Annotated in this window: 19 protein-coding genes, 1 pseudogene and 1 riboswitch; of the genes and pseudogenes, 9 read left to right on the top strand and 11 right to left on the bottom strand. The window is 70.6% G+C overall.

Annotated elements, in window-relative coordinates:
• Window positions 1-3 precede the first annotated feature (3 nt).
• Window positions 4-249 (top strand): DUF3263 domain-containing protein, encoded by a 246-nt coding sequence (locus OO68_RS29685; protein ID WP_033312260.1) that lies wholly within the window; start codon window positions 4-6, stop codon window positions 247-249.
• Window positions 250-355: 106 nt separating this feature from the next.
• Here OO68_RS29685 and otsB read toward each other — a convergent pair whose 3' ends face one another.
• The 3 genes from otsB to OO68_RS29670 all read right to left on the bottom strand — a co-directional run bounded on the left by otsB (window position 356) and on the right by OO68_RS29670 (window position 3,596).
• Window positions 356-1,183 (bottom strand): trehalose-phosphatase, encoded by an 828-nt coding sequence (gene otsB, locus OO68_RS29680; protein WP_033312259.1) that lies wholly within the window; start codon window positions 1,181-1,183, stop codon window positions 356-358.
• Between the two features lie 6 nt (window positions 1,184-1,189).
• Window positions 1,190-2,578: an alpha,alpha-trehalose-phosphate synthase (UDP-forming) gene (locus OO68_RS29675; protein WP_106974453.1), complete on the bottom strand. Its 1,389-nt coding sequence runs from the start codon at window positions 2,576-2,578 to the stop codon at window positions 1,190-1,192.
• Between the two features lie 73 nt (window positions 2,579-2,651).
• A complete protein-coding gene (locus OO68_RS29670) occupies window positions 2,652-3,596 on the bottom strand; it encodes a glucosyl-3-phosphoglycerate synthase (RefSeq protein ID WP_033312257.1) in 945 nt (314 codons plus the stop codon).
• A 155-nt stretch (window positions 3,597-3,751) separates the two neighbouring features.
• Window positions 3,752-3,908, top strand: a riboswitch (SAM riboswitch).
• Window positions 3,909-3,926: 18 nt separating this feature from the next.
• Here OO68_RS29670 and thrC point away from each other — a divergent pair.
• The 6 genes from thrC (at window position 3,927) to OO68_RS29640 (ending at window position 11,220) form a co-directional block, all read left to right on the top strand.
• Window positions 3,927-5,213 (top strand): threonine synthase, encoded by a 1,287-nt coding sequence (gene thrC / locus OO68_RS29665; protein WP_033312256.1) that lies wholly within the window; start codon window positions 3,927-3,929, stop codon window positions 5,211-5,213.
• Between the two features lie 88 nt (window positions 5,214-5,301).
• Entirely contained in the window at window positions 5,302-5,577 is a 276-nt protein-coding gene (locus tag OO68_RS29660; protein ID WP_003991133.1) for a MoaD/ThiS family protein, read from the top strand.
• A 446-nt stretch (window positions 5,578-6,023) separates the two neighbouring features.
• Entirely contained in the window at window positions 6,024-6,227 is a 204-nt protein-coding gene (locus tag OO68_RS29655) for a cold-shock protein (protein WP_010035953.1), read from the top strand.
• Between the two features lie 393 nt (window positions 6,228-6,620).
• Window positions 6,621-8,243 carry a chaperonin GroEL gene (gene groL / locus OO68_RS29650; RefSeq protein WP_033312255.1) on the top strand — a complete coding sequence of 541 codons (1,623 nt, stop codon included), beginning with the start codon at window positions 6,621-6,623 and terminating at the stop codon, window positions 8,241-8,243.
• Window positions 8,244-8,450: 207 nt separating this feature from the next.
• Window positions 8,451-9,575, top strand: coding sequence for an NADH:flavin oxidoreductase (locus OO68_RS29645; protein WP_033312254.1), 1,125 nt, complete (start codon window positions 8,451-8,453; stop codon window positions 9,573-9,575).
• An 88-nt stretch (window positions 9,576-9,663) separates the two neighbouring features.
• Window positions 9,664-11,220 (top strand): carboxylesterase/lipase family protein, encoded by a 1,557-nt coding sequence (locus OO68_RS29640; protein WP_033312253.1) that lies wholly within the window; start codon window positions 9,664-9,666, stop codon window positions 11,218-11,220.
• A gap of 4 nt (window positions 11,221-11,224) precedes the next feature.
• Here the strand turns inward: OO68_RS29640 and OO68_RS29635 are convergent, their stop codons facing one another.
• From OO68_RS29635 to OO68_RS42495, 5 genes and pseudogenes are all read right to left on the bottom strand, one after another.
• On the bottom strand, window positions 11,225-11,794 hold the full coding sequence (locus OO68_RS29635) for a hypothetical protein (RefSeq protein WP_033312405.1): 570 nt from the start codon (window positions 11,792-11,794) through the stop codon (window positions 11,225-11,227).
• Between the two features lie 14 nt (window positions 11,795-11,808).
• On the bottom strand, window positions 11,809-12,489 hold the full coding sequence (locus OO68_RS29630; RefSeq protein WP_245237215.1) for a Uma2 family endonuclease: 681 nt from the start codon (window positions 12,487-12,489) through the stop codon (window positions 11,809-11,811).
• Between the two features lie 59 nt (window positions 12,490-12,548).
• Window positions 12,549-13,400 carry a hypothetical protein gene (locus OO68_RS29625; RefSeq protein ID WP_033312252.1) on the bottom strand — a complete coding sequence of 284 codons (852 nt, stop codon included), beginning with the start codon at window positions 13,398-13,400 and terminating at the stop codon, window positions 12,549-12,551.
• A gap of 205 nt (window positions 13,401-13,605) precedes the next feature.
• Window positions 13,606-13,797 (bottom strand): DUF397 domain-containing protein, encoded by a 192-nt coding sequence (locus tag OO68_RS29620; RefSeq protein ID WP_033312251.1) that lies wholly within the window; start codon window positions 13,795-13,797, stop codon window positions 13,606-13,608.
• Window positions 13,781-14,619, bottom strand: a pseudogene (locus OO68_RS42495) (helix-turn-helix domain-containing protein). Before OO68_RS42495 ends, OO68_RS29620 begins: the two are co-directional and overlap by 17 nt.
• A gap of 114 nt (window positions 14,620-14,733) precedes the next feature.
• On the opposite strand from OO68_RS42495, the gene OO68_RS29610 reads away from it, so the two are divergent.
• Window positions 14,734-14,979, top strand: coding sequence for a hypothetical protein (locus OO68_RS29610; protein ID WP_033312250.1), 246 nt, complete (start codon window positions 14,734-14,736; stop codon window positions 14,977-14,979).
• 3 nt (window positions 14,980-14,982) lie between these two features.
• Here OO68_RS29610 and OO68_RS29605 read toward each other — a convergent pair whose 3' ends face one another.
• The 3 genes from OO68_RS29605 to OO68_RS29595 are packed head-to-tail and all read right to left on the bottom strand — an operon-like array spanning window position 14,983 to window position 17,398.
• The gene (locus OO68_RS29605) at window positions 14,983-15,447 is read right to left on the bottom strand and encodes an SRPBCC family protein (RefSeq protein ID WP_033312249.1); all 465 of its coding nucleotides are present in this window, start codon (window positions 15,445-15,447) and stop codon (window positions 14,983-14,985) included.
• Between the two features lie 36 nt (window positions 15,448-15,483).
• Window positions 15,484-16,416: an N-acetylmuramic acid 6-phosphate etherase gene (gene murQ, locus OO68_RS29600; protein WP_033312248.1), complete on the bottom strand. Its 933-nt coding sequence runs from the start codon at window positions 16,414-16,416 to the stop codon at window positions 15,484-15,486.
• Window positions 16,417-16,462: 46 nt separating this feature from the next.
• Window positions 16,463-17,398: a MurR/RpiR family transcriptional regulator gene (locus OO68_RS29595; RefSeq protein WP_033312247.1), complete on the bottom strand. Its 936-nt coding sequence runs from the start codon at window positions 17,396-17,398 to the stop codon at window positions 16,463-16,465.
• A 55-nt stretch (window positions 17,399-17,453) separates the two neighbouring features.
• Here OO68_RS29595 and OO68_RS29590 point away from each other — a divergent pair, with 55 nt between their 5' ends.
• A complete protein-coding gene (locus tag OO68_RS29590; protein WP_033312246.1) occupies window positions 17,454-17,837 on the top strand; it encodes a DUF8819 family protein in 384 nt (127 codons plus the stop codon).
• Window positions 17,838-17,839: the final 2 nt, after the last annotated feature.

The following is a 17,839-nucleotide window of genomic DNA, read 5'->3' as shown; positions in this document are numbered from 1 at the left end:
GGTATGGACGAGGACACGGGTGAGCAGGGGCTCGGGCGCCGGGAGCGGGACATTCTCGCGCTCGAACGCCGGGGCTTCTCCGGGCCCGGCGTGAAGGAGCGGGCCATACGGGAGGAGCTGGGGCTCGCTCCTGTGCGCTACTACCAGCTCCTCAACGCGCTGCTGGATGATGCACGGGCGTTGCAGCATGATCCGGTGACGGTGAATCGGTTGCGGCGTGTTCGGGAGCGGCGTCGGTCCGAGCGGTGAGTGGGGATTCCCGGCCGTCGCGGGCCGCGGGCCCGTTGTGGTTGCTCGCGCCCCGCGGCGGAGCCGCATATCGATGCTGCCCCGCGCCCCTGAGGGACGTTGCCCTTCAGCCGATCCGGTTCGCCAGCGCGGCCAGCAGCCGTACGACACCCTCCGGGCCGTCCACCACCACGTCCGCCCGTTCGCTGAGCTCGCTCACCTCGTCGCTGCCGCTGCACACCAGCAGGCCCGGGGTGCCGGACATGCGGAGGGTGTCGACGGCGGAGTACGCGGGCAGGTCGCCCAGGTCGTCGCCGCCGTAGAGGACGGATCCGGCGCCGATCTCCCGGGCGAAGCCGGTCAGGGCGACGCCCTTGTCCATGCCGGGCGGGCGCAGTTCGAGGACCATGCGGCCGGGCTCGACGATCAGGCCGTGCCGGGTCGCCAGGCCGGTGAGCGGCTCGCGCAGGGCCTCGAAGGCGGCCTGCGGGTCGGCGGCCCGGCGGGTGTGCACGGCCACCGCCCGGCCCTTGTCCTCGACCCAGGTCCCGCTCCCTTCGAGCAGCCCGGGCAGCTCGGCGCGCACGGCGTCGACGCCCGGGTGCGGGTCGGGGGCGGTGACCTCGCCGCTGCGGGCGTCCCACCGCTCGGCGCCGTAGTGCCCGAGGACGACGAGGTGCTCCAGACCCGGCACGCCCGCGAAGCCGCCGTTGCGTACGGCGACCTCGGCCGGCCGGCCGGTGATCACCGCGACGGCGGCGACCTTCGGGGCGAGCGCCACCAGGGCGCCCAGCGCCTCCGGGTGGGCCCGGGCCAGCTCCGGGTCGGCGACGATCGGCGCGAGCGTTCCGTCGAAGTCCAGGGCGACAAGCGCCTTGCCGGGGTCGGCGAGCAGGGCGGCGAGCCCCTCCTGCCCGGCCTTCGTGACAGGCGCGGGCAACGCGTTCGCGGTCATCGCCGTTCAGCCCCTCAACGCGTCGAGCTGGTCCACGAACCACTGCGCCGGCGGCAGTGCCGTCGCCGCCGCTGCCAGGCGCTTGCTGCGCTCGGCGCGTTCCTCCGGGCGCATCGACAGCGCCTCGTGCAGGGCCGCGGCCGTGCCCGTCACGTCGTAGGGGTTCACCGTGATCGCGTCCTCGCCCAGCTCCTCGTGCGCCCCGGCCTCCCGCGACAGGACGAGCGCGCAGCCCGCGTCGGAGACGACCGGGACCTCCTTGGCGACGAGGTTCATGCCGTCGCGGATGGGGTTGACCAGGGCCACGTCGGCCAGCCGGTACGCGGCCAGCGAGCGGGCGAAGTCGTCCTTGACGTGCAGCACGACCGGCGTCCAGCCCGGCGTGCCGTACGCGGCGTTGATCTCGTCGGCGACCCGCTGCACCTCGGCCGTGTAGTCCCGGTACACCGCGAGGTCCTGCCGCGAGGGGTAGGCGAAGGCGACGTGCACCACCTGCTCGCGCCACTCGGCGTGGGTCTCCAGCAGCCGGCGGTAGGCCAGCAGGCCGCGCACGATGTTCTTCGACAGCTCGGTGCGGTCGACCCGCACGATGGTGCGGCGGCCCTCGCCGATCTCCTGCCGCAGCGCTGCCATCCGCTCCTCGACGTCCGGCTCGTGCGCCCGCTTGCGCAGGAAGTCGGCGTCGGCGCCCAGGCCGTGCACCCCGACCCGGGTGCCGCCGAGCCCGCCTGCGAACCGCTCGGCGCACGCGGTGAACGCCTCCGCCCAGCGCTCGGTGAGGAAGCCGAGGCGGTCCGCGCCGAGCATGCCGCGCAGCACCTGCCCGGCCACGTCGTCCGGCAGCATCCGGAAGTACTCGGGCGGCGCCCACGGCGTGTGCGAGAAGTGCCCGATGCGCAGGTCGGGCCGCAGCTCGCGCAGCATGCCCGGCACCAGCGTGAGGTGGTAGTCCTGCACCACCACCGCCGCGCCCTGCGCCGCCTCCTCGGCCAGCGCCTCGGCGAACGCCCGGTTGTACGCCTCGTAGGACGCCCACTGCCGTCGGAACTCCGCGTCGAAGACCGGCTCCAGGGGCGTCTGGTAGAGCATGTGGTGCACGAACCACAGGACCGAGTTGGCGATGCCGTTGTACGCGTCGGCGTGCACGTCGGCCGGGATGTCCAGCATCCGCACGCCATCCTCGCCGACCCCACGCCGGACCGCTTCCCGGTCGCCGTCGGACAGCGCCGAGCACACCCACAGCGCGTCCGCGTCCGAGCCGATCGCGGAGAGGCCGGAGACCAGCCCGCCGCCGCCCCGTTTGGCGTCCAGCGAACCGTCCTCACCCACCGTGTAGGAGACCGGACCCCGGTTGGAGGCCACCAGCACCTGCGCAGCACCGTACGTTGAAGCCATAAGCCTCAACCTAGCCCGGCCCCCAAACGCTCAAACGTGCGGATCTGTCGGGTCCGGCCGAAAACGGCCCCGGTCAGGCCGCTCTCCGCGCCTGGTACTCGGCGATGTCCACCATCGGCGGACGCTCCTCGGTGTCCACGGAGTAGGTGCGCGGCTCGAAGCCGTCCTCCCCCCGCTCGAACTGGGTCAGGGACGGCCGGATCAGATGCCCGCGGGCCAGCCGCAGCTGGGCCGTGCGGTAGATCGCGGCGGCCATCCGGCCCAGCGCCTGCCCGTCCTGGTGCCGGTGTTTGCGCACCCCGACGTCCACCTGGGCGAGGGCGTCCAGGCCCGCCAGGTGCAGGGCGTCGACCAGCATCCCCAGCTCCACGCCGTACCCGACGGGGAACGGCAGCTGCTCCAGCAGGGAGCGGCGGGCCGCGTACTCGCCGCCGAGCGGCTGGACGAAGCCGGCCAGCTGCGGCCAGTGCATGTTGAGCAGCGGGCGCGCCATCAGCTCGGTGACCCGGCCGCCCTGCCCGGCGGCACCGGAGAGCGGCCGGTCGTACATGGCCTTCACCAGCTCCACGTCCGGGTCCGTGAGCAGCGGGCCCACGATCCCGGAGACGAAGTCGGACGAGAAGTCCCTGAGGTCCGCGTCGACGAAACAGACGATGTCCCCGCGGGTGACGAGCAGCGAGCGCCACAGCACCTCGCCCTTGCCGGGCACGGCGGGCAGGCGCGGGAGTATCGCGTCCCGGTGCACCACCCGCGCGCCCGCGGCAGCGGCCACCTCGGACGTACGGTCGGTCGAGCCGGAGTCGACGACGACCAGTTCGTCGACGAGCGGAACCTGCCGCATCAGGTCATGGCGGATGACGGCGACGATGTCGCCGACCGTTGCCTCCTCGTTGAGGGCGGGCAGCACGACGCTGACCGTCTGGCCCGTGCGCTGCTTCGCGGCGAGCATCTGGTGGAGGGGGCGTTCGTTCGCTGACCAGGAACGGGTGCTCAGCCAGCGCTCGACTTCTTCCAGCACCGTGGCGGCTCCTCTGCGTACTCTCGGCGGGACGGGGTGTGATCCATCTCGCGGTTCGGACGACTATCTCAACTGTCCTGGTCGTCGGTTACAGTCTTGAACAAGGCGGATGACCATCGCATGTCCGGGGTCACCCGCCGCCTACAACCACATACAGCTCATCCAGAGGGGCAGAGGGAAACGGCCCGATGAAGCCCCGGCAACCCTCCAGTCGGTACTCGTAGGTCACTGTCGACCTCGTGCGCGAGGCTCCCGGCTCGGGAAGGTGCCAAATCCGTCTCACGGCGAGATGCGTCGTGAGGAAGATGAGGAGAAAGGGCCTCGCCTCACATGGCTGTGCAGACTGTTGCAAGCACCACTGACTCCACCGTAGACCTCGGTCCCGCTGCCGCGCTGAGCTGCCGCGAGTGCGGTCACCGCGTACCCCTCGGACCGGTCTTCGCCTGCGAGGAGTGTTTCGGCCCGCTGGAGATCGCCTACGACTTCTCGGCCTACGACACCGAGGAACTCCGCAAGCGGATCGAAGCGGGCCCCGCGAACATCTGGCGCTACGCCCCGCTGCTGCCCGTCCCGGCCGACGTGGCGGACAAGCCCAACATCAACCCCGGCTGGACCAAGCTCGTCAAGGCCGACAACCTCGCGCGCGAGCTGGGCGTCGACGCCGGCAAGCTGTTCGTCAAGGACGACTCCGGCAACCCGACGCACTCCTTCAAGGACCGCGTCGTCGCCCAGGCCCTGGAGGCCGCCCGCGCCTTCGGCTTCACCACGCTCTCCTGCTCCTCCACCGGCAACCTCGCCGGTGCGGTGGGTGCCGCCGCGGCCCGCGCCGGCTTCCGCTCCTGCGTGTTCATCCCGCACGACCTGGAGCAGGGCAAGGTCGTCATGGCCGCGGTCTACGGCGGCGAGCTCGTCGGCATCGAGGGCAACTACGACGACGTGAACCGCTTCTGCTCCGAGCTGATCGGCGACCCGGCGGGCGAGGGCTGGGGCTTCGTCAACGTCAACCTCCGGCCGTACTACGCGGAGGGCTCCAAGACCCTCGCGTACGAGATCTGCGAGCAGCTCGGCTGGCAGCTGCCGGACCAGCTCGTCGTGCCGATCGCCTCCGGCTCGCAGCTCACGAAGATCGACAAGGGGCTGCAGGAGCTGATCAAGCTCGGTCTTGTCGAGGACAAGCCGTACAAGATCTTCGGTGCGCAGGCCGAGGGCTGCTCGCCGGTGTCCGTCGCCTACAAGGCCGGGCACGACGTCGTGCGGCCGCAGAAGCCGAACACCATCGCCAAGTCGCTCGCCATCGGCAACCCGGCGGACGGGCCGTACGTGCTGGACATCGCGCGGCGGACCGGCGGTGCGGTGGAGGACGTGAACGACGAGCAGGTCGTCGACGCGATCAAGATCCTCGCCAGGACCGAGGGGATCTTCGCGGAGACCGCCGGTGGTGTGACGGTGGGTGTCACCAAGAAGCTGATCGAGAGCGGGCTGCTGGATCCGTCGAAGACGACAGTGGTGCTCAACACCGGGGATGGCCTCAAGACGCTGGACGCAGTGGCGGGCACGGGTCTGACGGCGACCATTCGCCCCAACCTCGAATCGTTCCGTGAGGCCGGGCTGCTCTGAGCGTCGTTGTTCGCTGCGGGCCCGTGGGGGTTGGTCGCGCAGTTCCCCGCGCCCCTGAGCGCGCTACCCAACCGGAGGTTTTGAAGTCATGAGCGTCACCGTTCGCATCCCCACCATCCTGCGTACCTACACCGGCGGGCAGGCCGAGGTCGCCGCCGAGGGCGCGAACCTCGGTGAGGTCATCGCCGATCTGGAGAAGAACCACACCGGGATCGCCGCCCGGGTGCTCGACGACCAGGGCAAGCTGCGCCGGTTCGTCAACGTCTACGTGAACGACGACGACGTGCGGTTCGAGCAGGGGCTGGAGACGGCGACGCCGGACGGTGCCGGCGTGTCGATCATTCCCGCCGTCGCCGGTGGCTGAACCGGTCGACCGGCCCGATTGTTACCTTCGGTAACGACGATTACCGAGAGTTCATCGAATTGCCCCCTCCGTGAGAGAAGCGGAGGGGGCAATTCTGTGTGGTTGAGCGGGGTACAGTTGGGGAACGCGATACCGATCCCCCGATCGAAACCCTGAATTCCTGCCGCGAGTCCGACAAGATGTAGCCAAAGTGTGCGCGTCTTTCGCGGCTTTTGTTCCTTTTATGGAGCCCGACTTGCCCTGAATTCGGGCGAATTCTCCCCACATTCCGGACCCTGCGCGTCCAGAATTCTCGTCCGATTGACCTGTTGCAGACGGCAGTTGGACAGATACATTCAGCCGCGGTCGACGCGTTCCGGCGCACGCCCCCAACCGTGGGGGGTGAGGTCTGACCCGGGTCCGCGAAGTGTGGATCTGTGCAAGGGCCAGTAATAGGGGAGTTAGGCATGGCTCAGGGCACCGTCAAGTGGTTCAACGCGGAGAAGGGGTACGGCTTCATCGCGGTCGACGGTGGTGCGGATGTTTTCGTCCACTACAGCGCGATTCAGATGGACGGCTACCGCACCCTTGAAGAGGGCCAGCGGGTCGAGTTCGAGATCTCGCAGGGCCAGAAGGGACCGCAGGCCGACATGGTTCGCGTCTCTGCCTGAACGCGCACCACGACCACCGCTCAAGCGACCGGTCTTCTCAGAAGGGCCCGTACCCCCCGGGGTGCGGGCCCTTCCGCGTGTTCGAAGGGCCTGGCCGACGGTGTTCGCGGGCGGCTGACGACCCCGCCCGATCCAGGGCGGGCGCTTGCGCCCGCCCGTCACCCGACCACCACCCCTCAACGAGCACTCGCTGCGCGAGCGCGCCTTGCACTCTCGGGGGTCGAGTGCTAATCATTGCGTTAGCACTCTGAAGGTGAGAGTGACAACGTAAGGACCGGGTCGGTGAGGCCCGCAGGCCAGGTGGGGAAGGAACCACAAGGCAAGCGAGCCGTCCGTCGCGGGCGCGGGCGCGGTCCGAAGTAATCACCCCCAGTCCTGGAGGGACCACTTCACATGGCCAAGATCATCGCGTTCGACGAGGAGGCGCGGCGCGGCCTCGAGCGCGGCATGAACCAGCTCGCGGACGCCGTCAAGGTGACGCTCGGCCCCAAGGGCCGCAACGTCGTCCTCGAGAAGAAGTGGGGCGCGCCCACGATCACCAACGATGGTGTCTCCATCGCCAAGGAGATCGAGCTCGAGGACCCGTACGAGAAGATCGGCGCCGAGCTGGTCAAGGAAGTCGCCAAGAAGACGGACGACGTCGCCGGTGACGGTACGACCACCGCGACCGTTCTCGCCCAGGCCCTGGTCAAGGAGGGCCTGCGCAACGTAGCCGCCGGCGCCAACCCGATGGCCCTCAAGCGCGGTATCGAGAAGGCCGTCGAGGCCGTCTCCGCCGCCCTGCTGGAGCAGGCGAAGGACGTCGAGACCAAGGAGCAGATCGCCTCCACGGCCTCCATCTCCGCCGCCGACACCCAGATCGGCGAGCTCATCGCCGAGGCCATGGACAAGGTCGGCAAGGAAGGCGTCATCACCGTCGAGGAGTCCCAGACCTTCGGTCTGGAGCTGGAGCTCACCGAGGGTATGCGCTTCGACAAGGGCTACATCTCGGCGTACTTCGCGACCGACATGGAGCGTATGGAGGCCGTCCTCGACGACCCGTACATCCTGATCGCGAACTCCAAGATCTCCAACGTCAAGGACCTGCTCCCGCTCCTGGAGAAGGTCATGCAGTCGGGCAAGCCGCTGCTGATCATCGCCGAGGACGTCGAGGGCGAGGCCCTGTCGACCCTGGTCGTCAACAAGATCCGCGGCACCTTCAAGTCCGTCGCCGTCAAGGCCCCGGGCTTCGGCGACCGCCGCAAGGCGATGCTGCAGGACATCGGCATCCTCACCGGCGGCGAGGTGATCTCCGAGGAGGTCGGCCTCAAGCTGGAGAACGCCACGCTCGACCTGCTGGGCAAGGCCCGCAAGGTCGTCATCACCAAGGACGAGACCACCATCGTCGACGGTGCCGGCTCGGCCGACCAGGTCCAGGGCCGCGTCAACCAGATCCGCGCCGAGATCGAGAACAGCGACTCGGACTACGACCGCGAGAAGCTCCAGGAGCGCCTGGCGAAGCTCGCCGGCGGTGTCGCGGTCATCAAGGCCGGTGCCGCCACCGAGGTGGAGCTCAAGGAGCGCAAGCACCGCATCGAGGACGCCGTGCGCAACGCCAAGGCGGCCGTCGAGGAGGGCATCGTCGCCGGTGGTGGCGTGGCCCTGCTCCAGGCCTCCCAGGTCTTCGAGAAGCTGGAGCTCGACGGTGACGAGGCGACCGGCGCCAACGCCGTGAAGCTCGCGCTGGAGGCCCCGCTGAAGCAGATCGCCGTCAACGGTGGTCTCGAGGGCGGCGTCGTCGTGGAGAAGGTCCGCAACCTCCAGGTCGGCCACGGCCTGAACGCCGCGACCGGTGAGTACGTCGACATGATCGCCGAGGGCATCATCGACCCGGCGAAGGTGACCCGCTCTGCCCTGCAGAACGCCGCCTCCATCGCCGCGCTGTTCCTCACCACCGAGGCCGTCATCGCCGACAAGCCGGAGAAGGCCGCCGCGCCCGCGGGCGGCGGCATGCCGGGCGGTGACATGGACTTCTGATCGACCCGGTCGATCAACGTCCGCTCCGAGGGCGGCACTTCCTGTTCCGACAGGGGGTGCCGCCCTCGGGCGTGTCCGGGATGCGTGCGGGGCGCGTGTCCGGGATCACAGCGGGGGTGGGATGGCGGGGCGGGACCGGATGGTTGAAGGTGAGGTCGGTCCTATGCGTATGCACATACCCGCCGGTATCCGAAAGTGAGCCCCCACGTGACTGTCGCCGCCTCCGCCTCCCGCGCCGCCGAAATCCTGTCCCGGCCCGTATCGCTGGGCGGCCTGACCGTTCCCAACCGGATCGCGATGGCGCCGATGACCCGCATGTTCTCCCCCGGCGGTGTGCCCGGCGAGGACGTCGTGTCGTACTACGCGCGCCGCGCCGCCGCCGGCGTCGGCCTGATCGTCACCGAGGGCACCTACGTCGGCCACGAGTCGGCCGGGCAGAGCGACCGCGTGCCGCGGTTCCACGGCGAGGAGCAGCTGGCGGGCTGGGCGAAGGTCGCCGAGGCGGTGCACGCCGCGGGCGGCACGATCGTGCCGCAGCTCTGGCACATCGGCATGGTCCGCAACCAGGGTGAACCGCCGTTCGCGGACGCCCCGGCCGTCGGCCCCTCCGGCCTGCGCATCGGCGCCGACGAGCCCACCGGCAAGGCCATGACCCAGGCCGACATCGACGCCGTCATCGGCGCGTTCGCCGAGGCCGCTGCCGCCGCCGAGCGCATCGGCTTCGACGGCGTCGAGCTCCACGGCGCCCACGGCTACCTGCTCGACCAGTTCCTGTGGGAGGGCACCAACCGCCGCACCGACGCCTACGGCGGCGACCGGGTCGCGCGCGCCAAGCTCTCGGAGGAGATCGTCGCGGCCGTCCGCGAGACCGTCTCCGCCGACTTCCCCGTCATCTTCCGCTACTCCCAGTGGAAGCAGGAGGCCTACGACGCCCGACTCGCCGAGACCCCGGAGGAGCTGGAGGCCATCCTGACCCCGCTCGCCGCCGCCGGCGTCGACGCCTTCCACGCCTCCACCCGCCGCTACTGGCTCCCCGAGTTCGAGGACTCCGACCTCAACCTGGCCGGCTGGACCAAGAAGCTCACCGGCAAGCCCGCCATCACCGTCGGCTCGGTCGGCCTGAACGGCGACTTCATCAAGGCCTTCCAGGGCCAGGGCGCCGAACTGGGCGACCTCGACAACCTCCTCGACCGCTTCGAGCGTGACGAGTTCGACATGGTCGCTGTCGGCCGCGCCCTGCTCCAGGATCCCGAGTGGGCCCGGAAGGTGCTCGACGGCCGCTTCGAGGAGCTGGCGCCCTACGACCCCGCGGCGCTCAAGTCCCTCAGCTGACCCCCGCCCCTGAGGCCCTGGATCTGCTCACGCCGGCCGAGGACACTGACGGAGCGCCTGTTCACCGGCCTTGAGTGAGGAGATCCAGATGACGACGACCGAGTCCCGCCCGCCGCACGACGGTTCCGCCGGACAGCCCGGGCCGGTGGTGCGCACCACCGCCGGTGCCGTCCAGGGCCGGAGGGAGGCGGGGCTCGCGGTCTTCCGCGGCATCCCGTTCGCCGCACCACCGGTCGGGGAGGCCCGCTTCCAGGCGCCGCGCCCCGCCGAGAGCTGGGACGGCATACGTGACGCGTACGCCTTCGGACCGCCGCCCCCGCAGGACCTCGGCAACCTGGGAGGCCCGGGCCTGCTCGGCCTTCCCGAGGGCGACGAGTGGCTCACGGTCAACGTCTGGACCCCCGACCCCGATCCGGCGGCCCGCCGTCCGGTGATGGTGTGGATCTACGGCGGCGCCTACAAACTCGGCCACTCCGGCAGCCCCGGCTACGACGCCCGGCACATCGCCGAAGACGGCGACGTGGTCGTCGTGTCCCTCAACTACCGCCTGGGCATGGAGGGTTTCGCGCACATCGAGGGAGCGCCCGCCAACCGCGGACTGCTCGACCAGGTGGCCGCGCTGGAGTGGGTGCGGGTCAACGTCGAGGCGTTCGGCGGGGACCCCGGCCAGGTCACGATCTTCGGGGAGTCCGCAGGCGCGGGCTCGGTCGCCTCCCTGCTCTCCATGCCGCGTGCGGCCGGCCTGTTCCGGCGGGCGATCGCGCAGAGCGTGCCGGGGACCTTCTTCTCCGACGCCCTGGCCCGGGACATCGGCACCGCCCTCGCCGCCGAGCTGGGCCTGCGCCCCACGGTCGCCGACCTGTCGACGATCGCTCCGCGCAAGCTGACCTCGGCGGGCGAGACGCTGAGTGCCAAGATGCTCCAACGCGTCGACCGCTGGGGCCAGGCGGCGCCCACGGTCACGCCCTTCTCCCCGGTGGTCGACGGGGAGGTCCTGCCGGCCACGCCGTGGCAGGCACTGGCGGCCGGTTCGGCGAAGGACGTCGACCTCCTCGTCGGCCACAACCGCGACGAGTACCGCCTGTTCATCGCCATGGTGGGCCAACTGAACCGGATCACCGAGGAGAGGGCGGCCTCGGCCCTGCGCCTGTTCGCCCCCGGTCCCGACGGCGAACAGGCCTACCGCACGGCCTTTCCGGAGGCCTCCCCTTCGGAACTCTACGAACGCGTCCAGACGGACTGGCTGTTCAACATGCCGTCCCTGCACCTGGCAGAGGCGCAGCGCGCGGGCGGCGGACGCGCGCACGTCTACGAACTGACCTGGCCGGCCCCGGGCAACGGCGGCGCGCTCGGCGCCTGCCACGGCCTGGACATCCCGCTGCTGTTCGGCACGTACGGGGCCGACCTGGGGCTTTTGCTGTTCGCGGGCGCGGAGCCGTCCGCCGATGCCCTCGCGCTGTCGTCCCGCTTCCGCACGTCCTGGACGTCCTTCGCGCGGTCGGGCGACCCGGGCTGGCCGGTGTACGACGACGCCGAGCGGCTGGTGCAGGTGCTGGACGCGGAGCCGGTGGTCACGGCGTACCCGGAGGAGCGCTCGCGGCGCCTGTGGGAGGGACACGAGTTCCTGCCCCTGCCGCTGCTGTAGGGGCCTACAGGTTGCCCATCGGCTCGATGTCGATCCGTACGGGCGTCCCCCACACCCGCAGCACCTCGTAGTCGGTGAACTCGTGCACCAGCCGGTACGCCATGGCGGCCCGGGGTGCCTTGCGCTGGGCGTTGATGAACAGCTCGGCCTCGCGGCGGTCCCGGCGCGGGGTGCCGCACAGCTGCCAGGTCTGGCCGTTCCACAGCTCCGCCAGCCAGCGCTGCTGGGGCTGGGGGCGGTCGCCGCGCACGCCGTAGCGGGACGGCGCGGGCTGGATGGGCTGGTGCTGGGGGGCGGGCCCGTTGAACTCGTTCCGGCGGGCGGCCCGGCGCCGCGTCTCGCACAGCAGGCACAGGTCGGGGGCGGCCTCGTCGACCGGGCCGTTCGGGTGCTCGGGGCAGCGGGTGGTGGGCGCGGCGTTCGAGACGCTCTCCTCCAGCAGGTCCAGCGCGCGCTTCAGATCGGCCTTGACCTCGTGCAGCTTGGCGTCCGGGGTGTCGGCGGTGAGGGCCTCCCCGTGCTCACCGAGGAGACGGAGGGCACGGCCTAGGGCGGTCAGCTGGGCGTGGTTCATGGTGCCCATTGTCCTCAGTCGGTGTAGTCCTTGAGCTTCTCGGTGTCCAGGGTGATGTTCACGGGGGTGGGGAGCTCGACGGTGGCGCCCCAAGGGTGTCGGGAGATCTGCTGGTAGCGGCCGTCTTTCGGTTCGCTGTGGACGGTGAGTGTGTTGTTGTCGCGGTCGATGAGGAGGTAGACGGGGATCGCGGCTTCGGCGTAGCCGATGGGCTTGTCGATGCGGTCGCGTTGATCGGTGTCGCGGTCGTGGGAGGTGATCTCCACGGCCATCAGGGCACCGTCGGGGTCGGACCACTCTCGGTCGCCTTTGAAGTGATCCACTGGTGCCAGGAACCCATCCGTGCGTGCCCGGCCCTTGCGGTAGGCCTCTGCCTTGACGCCCCGCTCCGGTGCGAGATCCAGGTCGGGTCGATGCTGCATGCACTGGCGCGACAGCCACAGGAAGATCGACGTGTGGTTGCCGTCCGGCATGGCTTTGACCTCTACCTTTCCATTGATGTACTCAAGCCGCACTGCCTCGGGCGCCACTGCGGCAAGCTCCTCGAACTCGTCCACGTCGAGGGGGCCGTGCCGGATGCACAGTCGCCCGCCCAGGAACTCCAGCCTGTTCCGGATCTCCCTCGGAGCCCTGCTCACGAGTTCGTCGAAGTCCTCGACATCCATCTGCGGGCGGTCGGTCGTGTCTCGGGTCATGGTGTCGCCTCCTTCCCTCCATCGTGCCCCGGGCTGGTGGCGCCGGACCGTAGGAGCCGTCATGCGTGTGCCCTCTCTTGTCGTCGTCGGGACATCGCAGCGCGGATCTGGGCCGCGTGGTCGTGAACTGTGGGGGCGGACAGGGGTGCGGGCGGTTGCGCGGGGGCGCGTTCGCCCCGGCAGGCGCTGCAACGCCCCCCTGGCAGGGACTCCGGACGGCCCGGGGCGCCGCAGTTGGCGCACTCCAGGACGCGCAGGGGTGGGCGGGCGGGTGGGAGCGGAAGTTTGCTGGTCAGGCGTCTGCGGACCAGGGCCGCTGCGTGATGGACGGGCGCCGGCAGGCCGGCGGTGAGCGCACGCAGTACGTCGTCCTCCGAGGCGCCTCGCTCGAACCAGTCCGTCACGAGTGGGGCGAGCGTCGCGCAGTCTGCTTCGGAGAGGGACAGAACTGGGGCCGTGCGGCCGAGGGCGGCCAGGAGGATGTGGGCGCGGGAACGGGTGGGGCGTGTGGCCTCCGGCCGCGGTGCGTCGCCGCGAGTGAACGCCGTCCACCAGTCGTCATCCCGGGCGGTACGGGACCACCACGATCGGGTGATCCAGCGGGAACTGCCGTCGTCGGCCGTGATGCACTCCCGGCCTCGGCGCAGGTGGCCTGCCTGCTGGATGCGGTTGAGGGCCGTGCCGAGGGCGCACTGGCCGTAGGGGAGCTGTTTGGCCAGCGTCTTTACGGAGATGTCCGTGCCGTCGGGGAGCCGGTCCAGGTAGGCGGCGATGGCGGCTTCGCGGGGTGGGAGGTGGGCGAAGTCGTGGTTTGTGGCGCGGAGTTGGTCCGGAGCGGTGCGTTTGCCGTAACCCGGGCCCGCCGTGGGGTGCGCGGACGGGGAGGCAGCACTAAAGTTGGCTTCAGCCATGGGATCGACGTCTCTCGATCTCGTTGGTTAAGCCCCCGCAGGTGTTGGCGCACCGGGCGGGGGCTGTTGCTTGTCCAGGAACGGTAGAGGTAGGTGACTGTCCGTGGCAAGCCGGGCGCGTCGCGTCAACTCACCGGGTGGGAGGGTGGGTTGAAGCCCTCCACCCATTCCTTGAAAAAGGGGCTCGAAGCCCGGGTCCCGAAGCTCAGGCCCTCTCGTCCTTGAGGTTCTCGACGAATGCGGCCCAGGCAGTGGCCCGGAACACGAGCTTCAGGCCTTCGGGGTTCTTGGAGTCGCGAACGGGGATGAGGGTGCGGTGGCCGTCGGCTATCTCCAGGCAGTCGCCGCCGCTGCCGCCGCTGTAGCTGGACTTGTACCACTCAGGCATGTTCCTCATGGCCGCAATCCTGCGCGATGTCTTCGATGAGAGCCAGGGATCCGTCCGGGGAGAGGGCGCAGGCGGTGAGGAGCTGGAAGGTGCGCCGCTGGTGGTGGACGGTTGCCGGGTCGTCCTCCAGTCGTCCCGTGCCGACTCCCTCGAAGTAGAGCAACGGAGGCGCGTCCTCGAAATCCATCAGCTTCATGGAGCCCTCCATCGACGCGTGGGCTCCCGCGCCGAACGGCAATCCCTGCACGATGATCCGGTTCCTGCGGATCAGGGCCGTGACATGGCGTAGCGCTCCTGCCATGACCTCTCGCCCACCGGTCTCCCTCCGTAGAGCAGCCTCGTCAATCACCACCCACAACAACGGGCTTGTTGGATCGTCGAGGATGCGAGCCCTGTCCATCCGGGCGGCCACCAACTCCTCGATCACCGCCTCCGGTGCTGTGGGCCGGTACGCGCGGAACACGGCCCGTGCGTACGCGGGGGTTTGCAGTAGCCCGGGAATGAGAAGCGGCGCGAACTGCCGGATCTCAGTGGCCGCAGCCTCCGCCTCCGCCGCCTCCGCGAAGTGCTCTGGATACTTCGACTTCGCCGCCGCCCCACAATTCCGCTGGAAGAAGTCCTCCGTCCCCAGCACCTCGTCCAGCAACCGCGCGTACTCCCGCTGCAACCTCCGCGTCCCGCCTCCAGTTGCCCGATGAACGACCCGCTCACGAACAGCCGCTGTCCCAGTTCCTCCTGGCTCAGGCCGGCCTTCTCGCGGGCGTGGCGGAGTTCGGCGCCCAGGAGGGCCCGAGGGGAGGAAGACGGGTCGAGGTCCCTGGATCCGGGCATGGGGACTCCCTGTCGTACAGATCGGGTTGTTGGATTGCCGTATATGGCCAGGCTAGGGACGCACCGGCCACGCTGTGTCGTGAATCACAAACTCAGCGTGGAGGTAGGAACAAGGTGCGCTCGACCGAAGACATCGTGAAGTCGCTGCGGGACGCCCTCGCGGGAGTCGGTGTCGTGCTGCCGTCCCTGCGCGTGGATCCGGTCACGGCCGCGAGTGACGAGCCGCTCGCCCTGGTCGATCTGGGGCGGTGCAACGTACGGACGGCCGAGCAACTCACCGACGTACTGCGGTCGTTGCCCGCGAGGGAGACGCTGCGGGCTCGCGTGCGGCAGGTCAACCGGGAGCCGAAGCCGAGGTGAGACTCAGCCGTTGCGCCCCTCCACCGTCGAGGCGACGTCGTCGAGATCCTTCGTGATGACCTTCCGCACGGCCCGCGCCCCCAGACCGCCCAGGAGCTTGGCGAGGAGCCCCCGGGCACCGCCCGGCGTCTCCGCGCCGAACGTCATCCGCACCGTGGTCGCCGACGGACCGTCCGTCCGCAGCAGCCACTCCGAGACATAGCGCGTGCCCTGCGTCTCGGCCTCCACCACGTAGCGCTCGGGCGCCTCGCAGGCGGTCACCCACATTTCCTCGGTGGCTTCCTTGCCGAACATCCGCCGTGTCTCCCTCCACCGCGTGCCGACCCCGAAACCGCCCTCGGTGAGGACCTCGACCCTTGTGACCCCGCTGAGCATGCGCTCCATACCCCCGAGGTCCGTCAGGGCCTCCCACACCACACCCTGCCCGGCGGCGATCCGCCGCTCCACGACGACACCTCTGCTGCTCATGCCCCCATGAAAGCACCGGGGTCTGACAACCGCCCCTCAGACGTGCGAGTCGAGCGCCGCCCGCAGGTGCCCGCCGGACTCCTCCAGCAGTCGGGCGGCCGTCGGGCCGTCGACGTCGGCCAGGAGGGCGAGGATCGCGTTCTTGACCTCGCCGTCCGTGGCGGTCAGGGCCCGCTCGATGTCCTCCTCGGCGGCTCCGGTGGCGAGGGCGACGATGCGGTGGGAGCGGGCCCGGAGCTTGTCGTTCGACGCGCGGACGTCGACCATCAGGTTCCCGTAGGTCTTGCCCAGCCGGATCATCGTGATCGTCGAGAGCATGTTGAGGACGAGCTTCTGCGCCGTGCCGGCCTTCAGGCGGGTGGAGCCGGTGAGCAGTTCGGGGCCCACGACGATCTCGATGCCGTGGTCGGCGGCGGCCGCGAGCGGGCTGCCCGGGTTGCAGGCGAGGCCGATGGTGAGGGAGCGGCGGGCGCGGGCGTGTTCGACCGCGCCGATGGCGTACGGGGTGCGGCCGGAGGCGGAGATGCCGACCACCGTGTCGTCGGGGGTCAGGGCGAGGGCCTTCAGGTCCGCCTCGGCCAGTTCCCGGGAGTCCTCCGCGCCCTCCACCGAGGTGACCACGGCGTCCCGGCCGCCCGCGATCAGGCCCACGACCCGGGAGGGGTCGGTGTTGAACGTGGGCGGGCACTCGGAGGCGTCCAGGACGCCCATCCGGCCCGCCGTGCCCGCGCCCGCGTAGACCAGGCGGCCGCCCCGGGCCATCCGCTCGGCGACGGCGTCGATCGCGGCGGCGATCTGCGGCAGCCGGGCCGCGACCGCCCCGGCCACGGTGGCGTCCTCGCCGTTCATCAGCCGGGCGATGTCGAGGGTGGGCAGCCGGTCGATGTCCGCGAGTTCCGGCCGGAAGGCCTCGGTGGTCAGGGACTCCAACTCGGTCCTGAGGTCACGGGGGCTGGAGGTGGAGGTCATGGACGGCTCTTTCCGTGTCTTTCCGGTGCTGGGCGGGGCGGCTGCCTCAGGAACGGTGCCGGTGGGCCAGCGCCTCGTACGAGGCCGACAGCGCCGGCGCCGCCGTCTCGTACGTCCGCTGCGCCACCCCCACGAACAGGCAGTCCACCACGAGGAGCTGCCCCGTCCGGGACGACATCGCCGCCGGACGCAGCTCGCTCTCGCGTGCGGTGGACGTGGTGAGGACGTGGTCGGCGTACTGCGTGACCGGGCCGTCCGGGCGGCCGGTGATCGCCACCGTCGTCGCGCCGCGCTCGAAGGCGACCCGCAGAGGCTCGATGACGTCCCCCGTCGACCCGGAGTGGGTGACGGCGACCGCGACATCGCCCGCGCGCAGTTGCACGGCGTTGGTGACGGCGAGGTGCGGGTCGCTGTGGGCGTGGGCTATGAGCCCTATGCGCAGCAGCTTCTGTGTGAGGTCCTGGGCGACCAGGCCGGACGCTCCGACGCCGTACACGTCGGTGCGGCGGGCCGTGGTCAGGGCGGCGACGGCCGCACCCAGTTGGACGGTGTCGAGGCCGGCGGCGGTGTCGGCGAGGGTCTGCTGCTCGTCGTAGGCGAGCTTGGCGACCACGTCGGCGATCGGGTCGTCCACCGCGATGTCCGTCGTGATGGCCGGGGCGCGGCCCGACTGCTGCTGAGCGGCGAGGCCGGCGAGCGCCAGGCGCAGGTCCCGGTAACCCGGATAGCCCAGCAGGCGGGCGGTGCGTACGACGGTCGCCTCGCTGGTGCCGGTGAGCTCGGCGAGGCCGGTGACCGTGAGGGCCGCGCAGCCGGCCGGGTCGCCCGCGACGGCCTCGGCGACGCGCTGCATGGAGCGCGTCATCGAGGGTCCCAGCGTGCGGACCTTGGCCGCGAGGGCGGCGGGGGCGGGCGGGGCGCCGCTCGCCCCGGAGGAGCCGCTCCGCTCGCGGGCGAAAATTTCCTTCACGTCTCGGGTCACGATTGAAAGATATTTTCGGGGCGGCGGCGGGGTCAAGAGTGCGCACAATGGGTGCATGGAACCCATCAGCCCCCTGGAGCAGGCGCTGCACGCCGCGCGCGCCCTCGTGCTGGCCGACCTCGTCGCGGGCCGCGTCGCCGACGCGGATGTCGTGTCGCTGGTCGAGGAGTCCGTCAAGGAGCGCCGGTGGTGGGTCGAGCAGTGGCCCGAGGGCGCGCGGTACGTGGCCGGTCTGGTCGCGCAGGACGTCCAGGACGCCCTGCTGGAGCGGTACGGCCGCTGGCCGCTGTGCCCGGTGTGCGGGGCCGGCGAGCCGCACGCGCTCGACGTGGAACCGGAGTTGGGGCCCGACCCGCACTGGGTGTGCAGCGAGGCGGGCGTGAAGGTCGCCGCGGTGGGATCGCTGGGCGAGGCCATCGGCGGGCCGGCGTCCTCGTGAGG

The organism is Streptomyces iakyrus (assembly GCF_000717055.1).
Classification (GTDB): domain Bacteria; phylum Actinomycetota; class Actinomycetes; order Streptomycetales; family Streptomycetaceae; genus Streptomyces; species Streptomyces iakyrus.
Note: the sequence above shows the minus strand (reverse complement) of the source record. Positions and strands in the feature narration are given on the sequence as shown.

Coding starts and splice junctions, on each gene's coding strand:
- OO68_RS29635 (WP_033312405.1), bottom strand. CDS start 11,794: ATGAACCACGCCCAGCTGACCGCCCTAGGCCGTGCCCTCCGTCTCCTC.
- OO68_RS29625 (WP_033312252.1), bottom strand. CDS start 13,400: ATGGCTGAAGCCAACTTTAGTGCTGCCTCCCCGTCCGCGCACCCCACG.
- OO68_RS29620 (WP_033312251.1), bottom strand. CDS start 13,797: ATGAGGAACATGCCTGAGTGGTACAAGTCCAGCTACAGCGGCGGCAGC.
- OO68_RS29685 (WP_033312260.1), top strand. CDS start 4: ATGGACGAGGACACGGGTGAGCAGGGGCTCGGGCGCCGGGAGCGGGAC.
- OO68_RS29630 (WP_245237215.1), bottom strand. CDS start 12,489: ATGACCCGAGACACGACCGACCGCCCGCAGATGGATGTCGAGGACTTC.
- OO68_RS29605 (WP_033312249.1), bottom strand. CDS start 15,447: ATGAGCAGCAGAGGTGTCGTCGTGGAGCGGCGGATCGCCGCCGGGCAG.
- murQ (WP_033312248.1), bottom strand. CDS start 16,416: ATGACCTCCACCTCCAGCCCCCGTGACCTCAGGACCGAGTTGGAGTCC.
- OO68_RS29660 (WP_003991133.1), top strand. CDS start 5,302: ATGAGCGTCACCGTTCGCATCCCCACCATCCTGCGTACCTACACCGGC.
- groL (WP_033312255.1), top strand. CDS start 6,621: ATGGCCAAGATCATCGCGTTCGACGAGGAGGCGCGGCGCGGCCTCGAG.
- OO68_RS29640 (WP_033312253.1), top strand. CDS start 9,664: ATGACGACGACCGAGTCCCGCCCGCCGCACGACGGTTCCGCCGGACAG.
- OO68_RS29655 (WP_010035953.1), top strand. CDS start 6,024: ATGGCTCAGGGCACCGTCAAGTGGTTCAACGCGGAGAAGGGGTACGGC.
- thrC (WP_033312256.1), top strand. CDS start 3,927: ATGGCTGTGCAGACTGTTGCAAGCACCACTGACTCCACCGTAGACCTC.
- OO68_RS29590 (WP_033312246.1), top strand. CDS start 17,454: ATGGAACCCATCAGCCCCCTGGAGCAGGCGCTGCACGCCGCGCGCGCC.
- otsB (WP_033312259.1), bottom strand. CDS start 1,183: ATGACCGCGAACGCGTTGCCCGCGCCTGTCACGAAGGCCGGGCAGGAG.
- OO68_RS29675 (WP_106974453.1), bottom strand. CDS start 2,578: ATGGCTTCAACGTACGGTGCTGCGCAGGTGCTGGTGGCCTCCAACCGG.